The sequence below is a fragment of the Dysgonomonas reticulitermitis genome, assembly GCF_054601275.1.
The window spans coordinates 36,597-54,170 of sequence record NZ_BAAHWU010000021.1 but is presented as its reverse complement, the minus strand read 5'-3'; the positions used below and the strand labels follow the sequence as shown (position 1 = coordinate 54,170).

General features: G+C 41.4%; 15 protein-coding genes and 3 tRNA genes. 17 read left to right on the top strand and 1 reads right to left on the bottom strand.

From position 1 onward, the window contains the following. Positions 1 to 157 precede the first annotated feature (157 nt). The gene (gene hisS, locus ACYPZI_RS09375) at positions 158 to 1,525 is read left to right on the top strand and encodes a histidine--tRNA ligase (protein ID WP_459600900.1); all 1,368 of its coding nucleotides are present in this window, start codon (positions 158 to 160) and stop codon (positions 1,523 to 1,525) included. Between the two features lie 236 nt (positions 1,526 to 1,761). Here the strand turns inward: hisS and ACYPZI_RS09370 are convergent, their stop codons facing one another. Then, a complete protein-coding gene (locus tag ACYPZI_RS09370; RefSeq protein ID WP_459600898.1) occupies positions 1,762 to 2,070 on the bottom strand; it encodes a hypothetical protein in 309 nt (102 codons plus the stop codon). Between the two features lie 86 nt (positions 2,071 to 2,156). Between ACYPZI_RS09370 and ACYPZI_RS09365 the strand changes: the two genes are divergently transcribed. The 16 genes from ACYPZI_RS09365 to rpoC all read left to right on the top strand — a co-directional run bounded on the left by ACYPZI_RS09365 (position 2,157) and on the right by rpoC (position 17,403). Further along, positions 2,157 to 2,612, top strand: coding sequence for a GNAT family N-acetyltransferase (locus ACYPZI_RS09365; RefSeq protein WP_459600896.1), 456 nt, complete (start codon positions 2,157 to 2,159; stop codon positions 2,610 to 2,612). A 236-nt stretch (positions 2,613 to 2,848) separates the two neighbouring features. After that, positions 2,849 to 3,040 (top strand): 30S ribosomal protein S21, encoded by a 192-nt coding sequence (gene rpsU / locus ACYPZI_RS09360; RefSeq protein WP_459600894.1) that lies wholly within the window; start codon positions 2,849 to 2,851, stop codon positions 3,038 to 3,040. A 70-nt stretch (positions 3,041 to 3,110) separates the two neighbouring features. After that, on the top strand, positions 3,111 to 3,992 hold the full coding sequence (locus ACYPZI_RS09355; protein WP_459600902.1) for a tyrosine recombinase XerC: 882 nt from the start codon (positions 3,111 to 3,113) through the stop codon (positions 3,990 to 3,992). A gap of 19 nt (positions 3,993 to 4,011) precedes the next feature. Beyond that, positions 4,012 to 4,311 (top strand): ribosome hibernation-promoting factor, HPF/YfiA family, encoded by a 300-nt coding sequence (gene hpf, locus ACYPZI_RS09350; protein WP_459600892.1) that lies wholly within the window; start codon positions 4,012 to 4,014, stop codon positions 4,309 to 4,311. A 171-nt stretch (positions 4,312 to 4,482) separates the two neighbouring features. Continuing rightward, a tRNA-Thr gene (locus tag ACYPZI_RS09345) sits at positions 4,483 to 4,556 on the top strand. A 131-nt stretch (positions 4,557 to 4,687) separates the two neighbouring features. Continuing rightward, positions 4,688 to 4,759: transfer RNA gene (locus ACYPZI_RS09340), tRNA-Thr, on the top strand. A gap of 80 nt (positions 4,760 to 4,839) precedes the next feature. Further along, positions 4,840 to 6,027, top strand: coding sequence for an elongation factor Tu (gene tuf / locus ACYPZI_RS09335; RefSeq protein ID WP_459600890.1), 1,188 nt, complete (start codon positions 4,840 to 4,842; stop codon positions 6,025 to 6,027). 51 nt (positions 6,028 to 6,078) lie between these two features. Beyond that, positions 6,079 to 6,150: transfer RNA gene (locus ACYPZI_RS09330), tRNA-Trp, on the top strand. 19 nt (positions 6,151 to 6,169) lie between these two features. Continuing rightward, a complete protein-coding gene (gene secE, locus ACYPZI_RS09325; RefSeq protein ID WP_459600888.1) occupies positions 6,170 to 6,358 on the top strand; it encodes a preprotein translocase subunit SecE in 189 nt (62 codons plus the stop codon). A 14-nt stretch (positions 6,359 to 6,372) separates the two neighbouring features. Then, the gene (gene nusG / locus ACYPZI_RS09320) at positions 6,373 to 6,918 is read left to right on the top strand and encodes a transcription termination/antitermination protein NusG (RefSeq protein ID WP_459600886.1); all 546 of its coding nucleotides are present in this window, start codon (positions 6,373 to 6,375) and stop codon (positions 6,916 to 6,918) included. Positions 6,919 to 6,980: 62 nt separating this feature from the next. Then, positions 6,981 to 7,424, top strand: a complete 444-nt coding sequence (rplK, locus tag ACYPZI_RS09315) for a 50S ribosomal protein L11 (RefSeq protein ID WP_459600884.1) — start codon at positions 6,981 to 6,983, stop codon at positions 7,422 to 7,424. An 18-nt stretch (positions 7,425 to 7,442) separates the two neighbouring features. Further along, positions 7,443 to 8,138 carry a 50S ribosomal protein L1 gene (rplA, locus tag ACYPZI_RS09310; RefSeq protein ID WP_459600882.1) on the top strand — a complete coding sequence of 232 codons (696 nt, stop codon included), beginning with the start codon at positions 7,443 to 7,445 and terminating at the stop codon, positions 8,136 to 8,138. Between the two features lie 20 nt (positions 8,139 to 8,158). Beyond that, entirely contained in the window at positions 8,159 to 8,671 is a 513-nt protein-coding gene (gene rplJ, locus ACYPZI_RS09305; protein ID WP_459600880.1) for a 50S ribosomal protein L10, read from the top strand. A gap of 42 nt (positions 8,672 to 8,713) precedes the next feature. Further along, a complete protein-coding gene (gene rplL, locus ACYPZI_RS09300) occupies positions 8,714 to 9,088 on the top strand; it encodes a 50S ribosomal protein L7/L12 (RefSeq protein WP_459600878.1) in 375 nt (124 codons plus the stop codon). A gap of 101 nt (positions 9,089 to 9,189) precedes the next feature. Continuing rightward, positions 9,190 to 13,002, top strand: a complete 3,813-nt coding sequence (gene rpoB / locus ACYPZI_RS09295) for a DNA-directed RNA polymerase subunit beta (protein WP_459600876.1) — start codon at positions 9,190 to 9,192, stop codon at positions 13,000 to 13,002. 117 nt (positions 13,003 to 13,119) lie between these two features. Beyond that, positions 13,120 to 17,403: a DNA-directed RNA polymerase subunit beta' gene (gene rpoC, locus ACYPZI_RS09290; RefSeq protein WP_459600874.1), complete on the top strand. Its 4,284-nt coding sequence runs from the start codon at positions 13,120 to 13,122 to the stop codon at positions 17,401 to 17,403. The last annotated feature ends 171 nt before the right edge of the window (positions 17,404 to 17,574 follow it).

Below are 17,574 nucleotides of genomic sequence, written 5' to 3'. Positions count from 1 at the left end.
CATAGACCACGGTAAATAATTACAATCTGTGGATCACACGCTGATACCACTCAGCCTATAAAGATAAGGGTGGTCTTGGTTTTTTATACAACTGGCCTAAAAATCGAAGATTTTTATGTAGGTTTGCAGTCCGAATAACAATTTGAACGATAAAGCTATGTCGCAACCTTCAATACCTAAAGGTACAAGAGATTTTTCGCCGGAAGAAATGGCGAAACGGAACTATATTTTCGATACGATACGAGAGGTTTACAAATTATACGGTTTCCGCCAGATAGAAACTCCGGCAATGGAAAACCTGTCCACGCTGATGGGAAAATACGGAGAAGAGGGGGATAAGCTTTTATTTAAGATATTGAATTCCGGAGATTATCTGAAAGATATAAGCGATGAGGAATTGACCGAAAGAAACGTGAATCGTTTGGCAACCAAGTTGAGCGACAAAGGACTTCGTTACGACCTGACAGTCCCGTTTGCCCGCTATGTGGTAATGCACCGCAACGATATTACTTTTCCGTTCAAGCGTTATCAGATACAGCCTGTATGGCGTGCCGACCGTCCGCAAAAGGGGCGTTACCGTGAATTTTTCCAATGCGATGCCGATGTCGTAGGTTCAGATTCCCTAATCAATGAAGTGGAACTGATTCAGATTATCGATGAAGTATTCAATCGTTTTGGTATCAGGGTTAGTATAAAACTGAACAACCGCAAGATACTTTCCGGTATCGCCGAGATTATCGGTGAATCGGATAAGATAGTGGATATAACCGTTGCTATTGACAAGCTGGATAAGATCGGTCTGGATAAAGTAAATGAAGAACTCGCATCGAAAGGTATTCCGCGAAAGGCAATAGATCAATTGCAGCCTATTATTCTATTGCAGGGAAGTAACGAGGAAAAGCTTGCGACACTGAAAACTGTTTTGCAGGCATCAGAGATAGGAATACAAGGTGTCGGTGAACTCGCCTTCATCCTCGATAAGTTGAAAATTGTAGGAGTTCGTTCCGATCTGGAGCTTGATCTGACTCTTGCCCGCGGCTTGAATTACTATACAGGCGCTATCATTGAGGTGAAAGCGTTAGACGTGCAAATAGGTAGTATTACCGGAGGCGGGCGTTACGATAACCTGACCGGAATATTCGGTTTGCCGGGAGTGTCGGGCGTTGGTATTTCTTTTGGAGCCGACCGTATTTTCGATGTACTGAATCAGTTGGATCTGTATCCGAAAGATTCGATACAGAACACGCAGGTGCTTTTCGTTAATTTTGGAGCGAAAGAAGAAGCACACATCCTTCCTCTGGTAACAAAGATGAGACAATCCGGAATTGCTACGGAAATATATCCGGAGCCGGCAAAGATGAATAAGCAGATGAAATATGCCGATTCGAATAAAGTTCCTTATGTGGCCATTATCGGTGAGAATGAAATGAATGAAAATAAAATCATGTTGAAAAACATGGTCTCCGGCGAACAAAGGTTGTTGAGTTTGGAAGAATGTATTTCAGCTATTAATGCACATCAGTAGTTGAATTAATATTCACAGGAACGAAGTGTATGTAATTAATTGTTCTATTATCTTCATCTGCGCGCAATCTTAGATTGCTTGTGTCCCTTTTGCCCAAAGCCGCAAAAGGAACCAAAAAGGCTTTTGCGCCCCGCTTCAACGTCCGACCCATAACGGACTTAAAGGCTAAACAAAAAAACTCGCTCCGGGTTTTGTAGTATACGAATCATTAGATAAGCTCAGACACGTTTTTGTTTTTAACGCCTTTTTCGTCCTATGGGTGCCCCGTACTTGAAGCTAACGGCGCGGCTAAAGCCAGACAAGGCAGGCTCTTGTCGTGCGTCAGCTTCCCGCGCATTAGTTCCGCAGGCGGGGGCACCCACCCGGTGCAGGCGGCGTAGAAAGGGACGGGGCGATAGCCCGTTCGTTCCTTTCAGCCGGCAAACCGGTTGTGGGTCGCCGAGGGACGAAGCGCTAGCTTTTTGCTTACTTTTGGGCAATGCCAAAAGTAAGGACAAGCCCGGCAGGGCGCGGCAGTAATGAGCATATGTTGAGAATATAAGCAATCTGTGATTGCGCGCAGCATAAAATAAAAGAACATTTTACACTACAATAATAACTTTAACTGCTGATTGGCATTATTAAGTGATTTATGAGAAAACCAATTATATGGAAAGTAAGTGCATTCGATGAGTTGTCGACAGGCGAACTTTATGCGATATTGCATTTACGGGGAAAAGTGTTTGTGGTGGAACAGAATGCCCCTTATCTCGATCCGGATTATAAAGACCAGAAGGCATTACATCTGCATGGGTATATCGATGATAAATTAGTAGCGTATTGCCGGTTATTTAAGGCTGGAGATTATTTTGAAGAAGCATCCATCGGCCGGGTAATTATTGCCGGGGAGTATCGTAAATATGGATATGGGCATGAACTGATGAAAAAAGCGATTGAAATAACGGAAGAAGTTCTCCAAGAAACTGCGATTACCATATCGGCACAGCAGCATTTGAAGCGGTTTTATGAAACCCATAGCTTCTATCAAGTGGGAGAAATGTATATTGAAGATACAATACCGCACATCCGAATGGAAAGAATAAAATAGAAAAAAGTCTTGGAAGTTAAGATTTTATATAATAAATTTGCAGCCCGAAACAGAGAGGAGGTTTGATGATCTTTTGAACATACATATAATTTGAGAGAATTAATGTCGCTTTAATAGCGGTGTTCATAAGATTATTAATGAAGATTCCTTATATATAAAATAGAGGCTATTATAGTCTTCACGTTTCCAGAAAAAATAGAATTAATAAAAAACAAAAAATAAAACAGAATACAATTATGATTATTGTTCCGTTAAAAGAAGGCGAAAATATCGAAAGAGCCCTAAAAAAATTTAAAAGAAAATACGAAAAAACAGGTGTTGTTAAAGAATTAAGAAGACGTCAGGAATTCCGCAAACCGTCTGTAGTTAAGAGAGAGCAAAGATTGCATGCTGTTTATGTTCAGGCAATGCATCGTTCTGAAGACTAAAACAGGTATTGTCTTTTTCACATAAAAATATTAACTTCGTCATTCACGATTGAAAAGTGGACGAATGATGTTGTTAATAGAGAAATATATAAAGTATCTCCGTTATGAAAAGAATTATTCTTTACATACGGAGATTTCTTATTCTAAAGACCTGCATCAGTTCTCTGAGTTTTTGTTGTTCCACTTTCCCGATGTCGATATTAAGTCTGTAGATAACGATCTTATCCGTATGTGGATTGTATCCCTGATGGAAGATAAAATGTCGCCCCGGTCGGTCAACCGGAAGTTGAGCGCACTCAAGTCGTTTTATAAATATCTGTTGCGGATAGGCGAGATGCCGGCCAATCCCATGAAAAGGATAGTAGGGCCTAAAAATTCAAAACCGATACCTGCATTTGTGAATAATTCCGATATGGAAAAAATATTGGATGAACCGGTGGTAGAAAATGGTTTTGAAGCTTTACGGAATCATATTATGATCGAACTGTTTTACGTGACAGGTATACGCCGTGCCGAACTCTTGGGGTTGAAAGATCTTGATATTGATTTCAGTTCCAGAACAATACAGGTTACAGGAAAGCGGAATAAACAGCGTCTGATCCCCGTTAGTGACAATATGCTGTTGCTGATAAGGCAATATATAGACGCGCGGAATGAAGAAATAGAGAACCAATCCGGCTATTTCTTTGTTAAGAAAGACGGAGAGAAGCTTTATCCGATGATGATCCATCGCATAGTGACAGAGAGTCTGAAGCAAATTTCAACACTATCGAAAACAAGCCCGCACGTTCTGAGGCATTCCTTTGCAACGAGTATGCTGAACAATGGGGCGGATATTAATGCGGTGAAGGAGTTATTGGGGCATTCAAGCCTTGCGGCAACTGAGATTTACACACATACTTCGTTTGAAGAATTAAAGAAAATTTATAACAAAGCTCACCCAAGAGCTTAAAAGTAAAGGAGGAAATATTATGAACATTGCAATTCAATCAGTGCATTTTGATGCGTCAGTCCAATTGAAAGAGTTTATAGAAAAGAAATTGTCTAAGTTGGATAGATTTTCAGATCTAATTATTGATGCAGAGGTTATTCTTAAGGTGGTGAAGCCTGAGATAGCAAACAATAAGGAAGCGTCTGTGAAGCTGAATATAAAAAGTGGGGAACTATTTGCGAACAAAATCGCGGATACGTTCGAAGAAGCTATTTCGTTGAATGTAGAGGCCCTTGAAAAGCAAATACTCAAGGTAAAGGAAAAGATAACCGCTAAATAAAAGTCGGGCTATAATATGTTATTCCTCAAGGTGGAATAGAAGATTTGATGCAAAAGAGAAAGCAGAAGAAAAATAAATACATAAAGTATTGTTATTCTAAAAAATAATTTCTAATTTTGTCGCCGTTTCGCTTCCGGAAAAGCAGAACGGTGGCGAAGTTAGACCTTTTGTGCCTCTTTAGCTCAGCTGGCCAGAGCACGTGATTTGTAATCTCGGGGTCGTTGGTTCGAATCCGACAAGAGGCTCAGCATTAAAGGATTAAAAAGATTAAGAGTGCTTTGCGCCTTATGGTTTTTAACTGTTTCTTTCAATAAATACTCCTGCGTAAATCAGATCTTATAAAGGATGGTTTTTATTGAAGAAAGTGTTTTAATCTGCCAATGTAGCTCAGTGGTAGAGCACTTCCTTGGTAAGGAAGAGGTCACGGGTTCAAGTCCCGTCATGGGCTCTAGTAAAATAGACCGACTTAATTACTTGATTCAAAATTGAATTAAATATATACATTAACTAAATAATAGAAGATTAATTATGGCAAAAGAACATTTTAACCGGGCGAAACCGCATGTTAACATCGGTACAATCGGTCACGTAGACCATGGTAAAACTACTTTGACTGCTGCTATTACTAAGGTATTAGCTGATAAAGGCCTTTCTGAAGTCCGTTCATTCGATTCGATCGACAACGCTCCTGAAGAAAAAGAACGTGGTATCACTATCAATACTGCTCACGTTGAATATGAAACAGCTAACCGTCACTATGCTCACGTTGACTGTCCGGGTCACGCCGACTATGTGAAAAACATGGTTACCGGTGCCGCTCAGATGGACGGAGCTATCATCGTAGTTGCTGCTACTGATGGTCCGATGCCTCAAACTCGCGAGCACATCCTTCTGGCACGTCAGGTAAACGTACCAAGATTGGTTGTTTTCATGAACAAATGTGATATCGTTGAAGACGAAGAAATGTTGGAATTAGTAGAGCTTGAAATGAGAGAACTTCTTTCATTCTACGATTTCGACGGCGATAATACTCCGGTTATCCGTGGTTCTGCACTAGGCGCTTTGAATGGCGTTGAGCCTTGGGTAAGTCAAGTAATGGAGCTTATGAATGCTGTAGATACTTGGATTCCGCTTCCTCCACGCGATGTGGATAAACCATTCCTGATGCCGGTTGAAGACGTGTTCTCTATCACTGGTCGTGGTACAGTAGCAACAGGCCGTATCGAAACAGGTAAGATCAAAACCGGTGAAGAAATTCAGATCATTGGACTTGGCGCTACAGCTAAGAAATCAGTTGTAACAGGAGTTGAAATGTTCCGTAAGATTCTTGACGACGGACAAGCCGGTGACAACGTTGGTCTACTTCTTCGTGGTATCGACAAAGAAGAAATCAAACGCGGTATGGTTATCACTCACCCGGGAAAAATCACCCCTCATACTACAATCAAGGCTGAGGTTTATATCCTGAAAAAAGAAGAAGGTGGACGTCATACTCCATTCCATAACAAATATCGTCCTCAGTTCTATCTACGTACTCTTGACGTAACCGGTGAGATCACTCTTCCGGAAGGAACAGATATGGTTATGCCTGGTGATAACGTGACTATCACAGTAGAACTAATCTATCCTGTGGCATGTAACGTAGGTCTTCGTTTCGCTATCCGCGAAGGTGGACGTACAGTAGGTGCCGGACAGATTACAGAAATTGTAAGCTAAGAATCTCTAATATAAAAGCCGGTTTTGCGACATAAGCCGGCTTTATAATCTACGGGCGTAGTTCAGTGGTAGAGCGTTGGTCTCCAAAACCAAATGTCGGGAGTTCGAATCTCTCCGCCCGTGCAAATAACTCAAAAGAGTGATGAAGAAAATAATTAATTATATTAAGGATTCGTATAGCGAACTTGTACACAAGGTTTCTTGGCCTTCTCGTGCAGAATTGACAAGTAGTGCGGTTATAGTCATGATAGCTTCCATTCTTATGGCTTTAGTTGTATGGGGTGTTGATTCAACATTTGAACGGGTGATTAAATTTTTCTATGGTCTTTAATTTTATCTAAAGCTATGACTGAAATCGAAAAGAAATGGTACGTCCTGCGTGCTGTTAGCGGAAAAGAAAATAAAGTCAAAGAATATCTTGAGGCTGAGATAAAGAAAACGGACTTAGCAAAGTATATTTCACAAGTTCTTATCCCTACCGAGAAAACTTATATTATGCGTAACGGAAAGAAGGTTCTGAAAGAAAGGGCTTATCTTCCCGGTTACATTTTAATTGAGGCGGCTCTTGTAGGTGAAGTCATCCACGAATTACGTAATATCAATTATGTAGTCGGATTTTTGCCTGATACGCAAAATCCTCAACCGTTGCGCCAATCTGAAGTTAACAGAATCTTGGGCACAATGGACGAGTTGGATGAACAGGAGGTGAGCATGGACGTTCAATACTATGTGGGAGAAAATGTGAAAGTGACCAATGGCCCTTTCTCAGGATTCTCTGGTATTATTGAAGAAGTAAATGCGGAAAAGAAAAAACTAAAAGTGATGGTAAAGATATTCGGACGGAAGACTCCGCTCGAATTGAATTACATGCAAGTCGAAAAAGAACAGTAAGTCTGGTTACGCATACCGATGTTCTATCTTAAGTTTATTAAAACTAAAAATTAAAAACAGAAATGGCTAAAGAAATTGCTGGACAATTAAAATTACAGATTAAAGGCGGTGCAGCAAATCCATCTCCTCCCGTAGGCCCTGCATTGGGTTCTAAAGGGATTAACATTATGGATTTCTGTAAGCAATTTAATGCCAGAACTCAAGACAAAGCAGGTAAGATATTGCCAGTGGTGATTACATACTATGCTGACAAGTCTTTTGATTTCATTGTAAAACAACCACCGGTAGCAGTTCAGTTGCTTGAAGCAGCTAAAACCAAAAGTGGATCGGCAGAACCAAATCGTAAGAAAGTAGCAGAAGTTACTTGGGATCAAGTACAAGCTATTGCTGAAGATAAAATGGGCGACCTGAACTGTTTTACACTGGAATCAGCCATGAAAATGGTTGCTGGTACAGCAAGAAGTATGGGTATTACCGTAAAAGGGGCTTTCCCTGATGTTAAATAATTAAACTTCAATTGAGAAATGGGTAAACTTACAAAAAATCAAAAGTTAGCTTTCAGTAAAATTGAAGCAGGGAAATTGTATACACTTAGCGAAGCGTCTTCTCTTGTAAAAGAGGTGACAACAACTAAGTTCGACGCTTCTGTCGACTTGGATGTACGTCTTGGTGTAGATCCACGTAAAGCTAACCAGATGGTGAGAGGTGTAGTATCTCTTCCTCATGGAACAGGAAAACAAGTTAGAGTTTTGGTATTGTGTTCTCCGGATGCAGAAGCTGCTGCTAAAGAAGCAGGAGCCGACTATGTAGGTCTGGATGAATATATCGATAAAATAAAAGGAGGCTGGACTGATATAGATGTTATCATCACTCAGCCTGCTATTATGGGTAAAGTTGGTGCTCTTGGACGTGTTTTAGGACCTCGTGGCTTGATGCCGAATCCTAAAAGCGGGACCGTAACTGTGGACGTTGCCAAGGCTGTACAGGAAGTAAAATCGGGTAAAATTGACTTTAAAGTAGATAAAGCAGGTATCGTGCATGCTTCTGTCGGTAAAGTTTCATTTACTCCTGAACAGATCAGAGAGAATGCAAGAGAATTCATAGCTACGCTTATCAAGTTGAAACCATCGGCAGCTAAAGGAACTTATGTTAAGAGTGTTTGTCTTTCAAGTACTATGAGTCCGGGTGTAAAAATAGACCCTAAATCAGTAGAAAATTAATTAAAAATTGACTGAAGATTATGAGAAAGGAAGATAAAAGCACTATTATCGAATCTATAGCAACTACAATCAAAGGTTATGATAACTTCTACCTTACCGACATTGCTACTCTTAATTCGACTAAAACAAGCGAATTGAGAAGGGAATGCGCCAAGCAGGAAATCAAATTGATGGTTGTAAAGAATACGCTGTTGCAAAAAGCATTGGAGTCTCTTGATGGTGACTATTCTGAGCTGAATCCGGTTCTGAAAGGTAACACTGCTATCATGTTTTCCAATTCTGCTAATGCACCTGCTAAACTGATTGCTAAGTACAAAAAAGAAGGAATCCCTTCGCTTAAAGCAGCGTATGTTCAAGAAAGTTTCTATGTAGGCAAAGAAAATCTGACTGCACTGGAAAACATCAAGAGCAAAAACGAACTTATCGGCGACGTTATCGGATTGCTTCAATCTCCGGCCAAGAATGTTATTTCGGCACTCCAATCAGGAGGCAATACCATTCATGGTGTATTAGAAACATTATCGAAAAGATAATAATTAAACAAAAGAATAATAACAATTTTAATTTATACAAAAATGGCAGATATCAAAGCTATTGCAGAACAACTAGTAAATTTGACAGTGAAAGAAGTTAGCGAATTAGCTGAAATTCTAAAAACTGAATACGGAATAGAACCAGCCGCTGCTGCTGTTGCAGTTGCCGCAGGTCCAGTTGCTGCTGCTGAAGTAGTAGAAGAAAAAACATCTTTCGATGTAATTCTTAAATCGGCAGGTGCTAACAAATTGCAAGTTGTTAAAGCTGTAAAAGAACTTACAGGACTTGGTTTGAAAGAGGCTAAAGATCTAGTAGACGCTGCTCCTAGCGAACTTAAAAAAGGAGTGACTAAAGATGAAGCTGACGCATTGAAAAAACAATTAGAAGAAGCTGGAGCCGAAATTGAACTTAAGTAAAAATAGTCCTGAAAAAGGATATTTGGTTAGGAACCTTCGAGAAGGAAGGTTCTTAACCTTTTTGCGTCAAAAATAATAAGTTCATCAAATTTGGTTATCAAATGTCTTCAACAAATACAAATCAAAGAGTCAATTTTGCTTCAATTAAGAATCCACTTCCCTATCCGGATTTTCTTGAAGTGCAGTTAAAGTCGTTCCAAGACTTTTTACAACTTGACACTCCTCCCGAAAAGAGGAAGAAAGAGGGGCTATACAAGGTTTTTGCTGAAAACTTTCCAATAGCTGACACAAGAAATAATTTTGTATTAGAATTTTTGGACTACTTTATAGATCCCCCACGCTATACTATCGAAGAGTGTATCGAACGAGGACTTACTTATAGTGTTCCTCTAAAAGCAAAACTAAAACTTTATTGTACCGATCCCGATCATGAAGACTTCGACACGGTTATACAAGATGTATATCTGGGGTTGATTCCATATATGACAGAAAAGGGTACCTTTGTTATCAATGGTGCCGAACGTGTGGTTGTATCCCAACTGCACCGTTCTCCGGGTGTATTCTTCGGGCAAACGATGCATGCCAATGGAACTAAACTCTATTCGGCGCGTATCATTCCGTTCAAAGGATCATGGATTGAATTTGCGACAGACATCAACAATGTCATGTATGCATACATTGACCGTAAAAAGAAATTACCTGTAACCACATTGCTTCGTGCTATCGGTTTCGAAAGCGATAGAGATATCCTCGAAATATTCGACCTGGCCGAAGAAATAAAGGTTACAAAACAAAATATTAAAAAAGTAGCAGGTCGTAAGCTTGCTGCCAGAATTCTGAGAACATGGATGGAAGACTTCGTCGATGAGGATACCGGAGAGGTTACTTCTATCGAACGTAACGAAGTCATTCTTGAACGTGAAACCGTTTTGGATAAAGATCACTTAGATCTGATCCTGGATTCTAATGTTTCTTCCATCTTGTTGCATAAAGACTCTCAGTACCTTTCCGATTTTGCTATTATTTATAATACATTGCAGAAAGACCCAAGTAACTCTGAGATTGATGCGGTACGTCATATCTACAGGCAGCTTCGTAGCGCGGAGCCTGCCGATGATACCAGCGCACGTGAGGTAATCAACAACTTGTTCTTCTCAGAAAAACGTTACGATTTGGGAGAAGTAGGTCGTTACAGGTTGAACAAAAAACTGGGACTTACTACTAGTACCGATATACGAGTTCTTACAAAAGAAGATATTATCGAGATTATCAAATATCTGATTGAGTTGATCAACTCAAAAGCGATAGTTGACGATATCGACCACTTGAGCAATCGCCGTGTACGTACTGTGGGAGAACAACTCTTCAATCAGTTTGGAGTCGGTCTTAACCGTATGGCACGTATCATTCGCGAAAGAATGAATGTTCGCGACAATGAAGTGTTTACTCCGATCGATCTGATTAACGCGAAGACAATATCTTCCGTGGTTAATACATTCTTCGGAACAAATGCATTGTCTCAGTTTATGGATCAGACCAATCCATTGGCAGAGATTACTCACAAACGCCGTATGTCAGCCCTCGGACCCGGAGGTCTTTCCCGTGAAAGAGCCGGTTTCGAAGTGCGTGACGTTCACTATACTCACTACGGGCGCCTGTGTCCGATCGAAACTCCTGAAGGTCCAAACATTGGCTTGATATCTTCTCTTTGTGTTTATGCAAAAATCAATGACCTTGGTTTTATAGAAACGCCGTATCGTAAAGTTGCAGATAGCAAGGTAGACCTTTCTGCTAAAGGCATTGTATATCTTGCTGCCGAAGAAGAAGAAGAAAAGCTTATTGCACAAGGGAATGCACCGTTGACTGATGATGGTTCATTTATCAACAACCGTGTTAAAGCTCGTAAGGATGCCGATTATCCGGTAATTGCTCCTGAAGAAGTAGAGTTGATGGACGTGTCTCCTACACAAATTGCTTCTATAGCGGCGTCTTTGATCCCGTTCCTGGAGCATGACGATGCTAACCGTGCGCTGATGGGATCGAATATGATGCGTCAGGCAGTGCCGTTGATGCGTACCGAAGCTCCTATTGTGGGTACAGGTATCGAAGGTCAGTTGATCCGCGACTCACGTACACAGATTGTGGCTGAAGGAGCCGGAGAGGTAGTATTTGTTGATGCCGATACGATTAAAATAAAATACGACCGTACTTCGGATGAAGAATTTGTCGCGTTCGACAATGCAATTAAGACATACTATATTCCTAAGTTTAAGAAAACGAACCAGAATACAACTATCGACCTTCGTCCAATTTGCCGCAAAGGAGATAGAGTAGTACAAAATCAAATTCTAACAGAAGGTTATTCTACGGAAAAAGGCGAACTTGCCATCGGTAAAAACCTGAAAGTAGCGTTCATGCCGTGGAAGGGATATAACTTCGAGGATGCGATCGTGTTAAATGAGCGTATTGTTCGTGAAGATATCTTTACTTCGGTTCACGTAGAAGAGTTTGCCCTCGAAGTTCGTGATACTAAACGTGGTGTTGAAGAACTTACTTCAGATATTCCGAACGTAAGCGAAGATGCTACAAAAGATCTTGATGAAAGGGGTATTATCCGTATCGGAGCCCGTGTAAGTCCGGGAGACATCCTGATTGGTAAGATTACACCGAAAGGAGAGTCAGATCCTTCTCCGGAAGAAAAATTGCTTCGTGCTATCTTCGGCGATAAAGCAGGTGATGTGAAAGATGCTTCCCTTAAAGCTTCTCCTTCATTGAAAGGTGTTGTCGTAGGAACAAACTTGTTCTCTAAGGCATCGAAGAAAGGTAAAACAAAACTTTCGAGCAAAGCATTGTTGCCTAAACTGGACGAAGAGTATGAAGAAAAGATGGCTAAACTGAAATCAATACTTGTAGACAAACTATTGGTGTTGACAGAAGGTAAAACATCCCAGGGGGTAAAAGATTATCTGAACGTAGATATTATAGCTAAAAGCAGTAAATTTACCAAGAGCGCTTTAGATAACATCGATTATGAATCTATACAGGTGAGCAACTGGACTACGGATGCTCATAAAAACGATCTGATCCGTGATGTTATCGTAAACTATCTGCGTAAATACAAAGAACTTGATGCTGAACTGAAACGTAAACGATTCGACCTGACTATCGGGGATGAACTTCCTTCCGGTATTGTTCAGATAGCAAAAGTTTATGTGGCTAAGAAGCGTAAGATACAGGTAGGTGATAAGATGGCCGGACGACATGGTAACAAGGGTATCGTATCGCGTATCGTGCGTCAGGAAGATATGCCGTTCTTGCCGGACGGAACACCGGTGGATATCGTATTGAATCCGCTAGGGGTACCTTCCCGTATGAACCTTGGTCAGATATTCGAAACAGTATTAGGTTGGGCAGGTAAAGAACTGGGTGTTAAGTTTGCCACTCCTATCTTCGATGGAGCAAGCCTTGACGATTTGAACGAATGGACAGACAAAGCCGGAGTTCCCCGTTATGGTAAAGTGCGCTTGATAGACGGAGGTTCTGGAGAGCAGTTCGACCAGCATGCGACTGTAGGTATCATCTATATGTTGAAACTCGGTCACATGGTAGAAGACAAAATGCATGCCCGTTCTATTGGCCCTTACTCATTGATTACGCAACAGCCTCTTGGAGGTAAAGCTCAATTCGGGGGACAACGTTTCGGAGAAATGGAGGTTTGGGCGCTTGAGGCATTCGGCGCTGCCTATATCCTTCGGGAAATCCTGACCATCAAATCCGACGACGTTGTTGGTCGTTCCAAAGCTTATGAAGCGATCGTGAAAGGTGAGCCTATGCCGCAATCAGGTATACCTGAATCACTGAACGTGTTGCTTCACGAAATGCGTGGATTGGGACTTAGCGTTACGCTGGACTAAATTATAAAAGCCGTTAGCTTTTAGCTTTTAGCCATTAGCTGACGGTTTCTAAATACTCTAACAAATACAGTTATTAGCTAATAGCTAATGGCTAGCAGCTTTAAAGGAAAAAAGTATATGGCTTTTAGAAAAGAAAATAAAGTAAAGAGTAGTTTCTCAAAAATCACTGTAAGTTTGGCTTCTCCGGAAGAAATTCTGGAAGCATCGAGCGGCGAGGTTTTGAAACCTGAAACGATCAACTATCGTACTTATAAACCTGAACGCGACGGCCTTTTCTGCGAACGCATATTCGGACCTGTAAAGGATTACGAATGTCATTGCGGTAAGTATAAGAGAATCCGTTACAAAGGTATCGTTTGTGACCGGTGCGGAGTTGAAGTTACAGAGAAGAAGGTTCGCCGCGAGCGTACAGGGCACATCCATTTGGTTGTTCCCGTGGCTCATATCTGGTATTTCCGTTCTTTGCCTAACAAAATGGGTTATCTATTAGGTATACCTACAAAAAAACTGGATTCTATCATTTACTACGAACGTTATGTGGTAATTCAGGCAGGTGTCAAAGTTGAAGACGGTATTGCAGAAAAAGACCTTCTGACAGAAGAAGAATATTTGAACATTCTGGATACTCTCCCTAAAGAAAACCAATTGTTGGATGATACCGATCCAAATAAGTTTATCGCTAAGATGGGAGCAGAAGCTGTTTATGACCTGCTGGCACGAATCAATCTTGATTCTCTGGCAAATACATTGCGCCATAAAGCGAGCACAGATACATCTCAACAACGTAAAAACGAAGCGTTGAAACAACTTCAGGTTGTGGAAGCATTTCGTGGTTCGAGAGGGAAGAATAAGCCTGAGTGGATGATCGTTAAGATCGTTCCGGTTATTCCGCCCGAACTTCGTCCTCTGGTTCCGCTCGACGGCGGACGTTTCGCAACTTCGGATTTGAATGACCTGTATCGTCGCGTTATTATTCGTAACAACCGTCTGAAAAGACTTATCGATATCAAAGCCCCGGAAGTGATCTTACGTAACGAAAAACGTATGCTTCAGGAAGCTGTCGATTCATTGTTCGACAACTCGCGTAAATCGAGTGCGGTTAAGACTGACGCTAATCGTCCGTTGAAATCGTTATCTGACAGTTTGAAAGGTAAACAAGGCCGTTTCCGTCAAAACTTGTTGGGTAAACGTGTCGACTATTCTGCACGTTCGGTAATCGTCGTTGGTCCTGAATTGAAAATGCATGAGTGCGGTATTCCTCAGGATATGGCAGCCGAGTTGTACAAACCGTTTGTTATCCGTAAACTGATCGAACGTGGTATCGTTAAGACCGTTAAGTCAGCTAAAAAAATAGTAGATCGCAAAGAGCCCGTGGTATGGGACATCCTTGAACATGTAATGAAAGGACACCCCGTACTTCTTAACCGTGCTCCTACACTTCACCGTTTGGGTATACAAGCTTTCCAGCCGAAGATGATCGGAGGTAAGGCCATTCAGTTGCACCCACTGTCGTGTACGGCATTTAATGCCGACTTCGATGGTGACCAGATGGCTGTTCATTTACCATTAGGTAACGAAGCTATATTGGAAGCACAAATGCTGATGCTTGCTTCCCATAATATCCTTAACCCTGCTAATGGCGCTCCTATTACGGTGCCGTCTCAGGACATGGTACTAGGATTGTATTATGTGACCAAAGCCCGCAGAGGTGCAGTAGGTGAGGGATTGACATTCTACGGGCCGGAAGAGGCTGTTATCGCGTACAATGAAGGTAAGGTAGATATACATGCTCTTGTTAAGGTATATGTAAAAGACCTTGACGAAAACGGAAATATAGTGGATGTAATGCGCGAAACTACGGTAGGGCGTGTTATTATCAACGAAATTGTTCCTTACGAAGTAGGTTATATAAATGAAGTGCTTTCTAAAAAATCACTTCGGGATATTATCGGTAATGTTATCAAGACTGTAGGGGTAGCCCGTACAGCTCAATTCCTTGATGAGATTAAAGATCTGGGATATACAATGGCATTCCGTGGAGGTTTGTCGTTTAACCTGGAAGACGTAATTATCCCTGCCGAAAAAGATACACTTATACAACAAGGTTATGACGAGGTTGAACAGATTCTGAATAACTATAACATGGGATTCATAACTTACAACGAGCGTTACAACCAGATTATCGATACATGGACTCACGTAAACTCCAGGTTGTCGAATATCCTGATGAAGCAATTGTCGGAAGACGACCAGGGTTTCAACGCGGTATATATGATGTTGGATTCGGGTGCACGTGGATCTAAAGAACAGATTCGCCAGTTGTCGGGTATGCGTGGATTGATGGCCAAACCTCAGAAGAGCGGGGCAGAAGGAGCTCAGATTATCGAGAACCCGATCTTGTCTAACTTTAAAGAAGGCCTGTCGGTGTTAGAGTACTTTATCTCTACCCACGGTGCTCGTAAAGGTCTTGCCGATACAGCTTTGAAGACAGCCGATGCCGGATATTTGACCCGCCGTCTTGTGGATGTTTCCCAAGATGTGATTATCAATGAAGAAGACTGTGGTACGCTTCGTGGTCTTGTTTGTACCGAATTGAAAAACAACGAAGAAGTCGTTGCTTCTCTTTACGAACGTATACTCGGACGTGTTTCGGTTCACGATATACAACATCCTCAGACTGGCGAGTTGATCGTTAAGTCGGGAGAGGAAATTACAGAAGAATCTGCTGCTATCATACAAAATTCTCCTATCGAGAGTGTTGAGATCCGTTCGGTTCTTACTTGTGAATCCAAAAAAGGTGTTTGCGGTAAATGTTACGGACGTAACTTGGCTACAGGACGCATGGTTCAGAGAGGAGAAGCTGTCGGTGTAATTGCTGCGCAGTCTATCGGGGAACCGGGTACGCAGTTGACACTTCGTACATTCCACGTAGGGGGTATCGCGTCAAACATTGCTGCTGAAAGCAATATAGTAGCAAAATATGATGGTGTTCTTGAAATAGATGATCTTCGTGTGGTTGATTCCTTGGATGAAGTAACGAAGAAAACTCAGATTGTAGTTAGCCGTTTGGTTGAATTACGTTTGGTCGATCCGAATACAAAGATAGTTCTCCTTACTCATAATATACCTTATGGTTCTAAGCTTTACTTCAAAGACGGAGCTAAAGTGAAGAAAGATGACCTGATATGTGAATGGGACCCGTTCAACGCTGTAATCATATCTGAGGCTACAGGACGTATCAAGTTTGAGAATGTAATAGAAAATATTACATACAAAGTTGAGTCTGATGAGCAAACAGGATTGAAAGAGAAAATTATCATCGAACCTCGTGACAAAACGAAGGCTCCTGAAGCACACATTTTGGACGAACAGGGTAAAACTATTAAAACATACAGTTTACCTGTAGGTGCTCACATAGTGAAAGATGATAACGATACTATCAAGGCCGGAGATGTTCTTGTTAAGATACCTCGTGCCGTAGGTAAGGCCGGTGACATCACGGGAGGTTTGCCACGCGTTACTGAGTTGTTCGAGGCTCGTAACCCGTCCAATCCTGCGGTTGTTTCTGAAATTGATGGTGAAATCTCATTTGGTAAGATCAAGCGCGGTAACAGGGAAATTATTGTTACTTCTAAATTAGGTGAGGTGAAGAAATATCTTGTTCCTCTATCGAAACAGATATTGGTTCAGGAAAACGACTTTATCAGAGCCGGTATGCCGTTGTCGGACGGAGCTACTACTCCATCGGATATATTGGCTATCATGGGACCTACCGCTGTTCAGGAATACATTGTGAACGAAGTTCAGGATGTATACCGCCTGCAAGGTGTGAAGATCAATGATAAGCATTTTGAAGTGATCGTTCGCCAGATGATGCGTAAGGTTGAAGTAATCGATCCGGGTGATACCCGTTTCCTTGAGCAACAAGTGATAGACAAATATGAAGTAATGGAAGAGAACGACAGGATCTGGGGCAAGAAAGTTGTTATAGATGCCGGTGATTCTAACATATTCGAAGCCGGACAAATAGTGACCGCCCGTAAGCTTAGGGATGAAAATTCTATGCTAAAACGTAGAGACCTTCGTCCTGTAGAGGTGCGCGATGCTATCCCCGCGACAGCTAACCAGATACTTCAAGGTATAACACGTGCTGCTTTACAGACCCAAAGCTTTATGTCTGCTGCTTCTTTCCAGGAAACAACAAAAGTATTGAACGATGCGGCTATAAATGCAAAAGTAGACAGACTGGAAGGCTTGAAGGAAAATGTAATTTGTGGACATTTACTTCCTGCCGGTACAGGTCAGCGTGAGTTTGAAAAACTTGTTGTAGGAACTAAAGAAGATTTTGACCGGATAGCAGCGACCAGAAAAACGGTTGTAGATTTTGATGCCGTAGAATAATTAATTATTCTTTTATATAGTTAGATAAAGGGACTGGATGTGATTTCAGTCTCTTTGTTTTTAATTATCATTCATCGGATCCCAAATCCTGATAAAATTAAGGTAGGTGATTGCAAATTCCCTACGACGGGTACAAAAATATAAAATGTTATGAAATATGATGGAAAAACT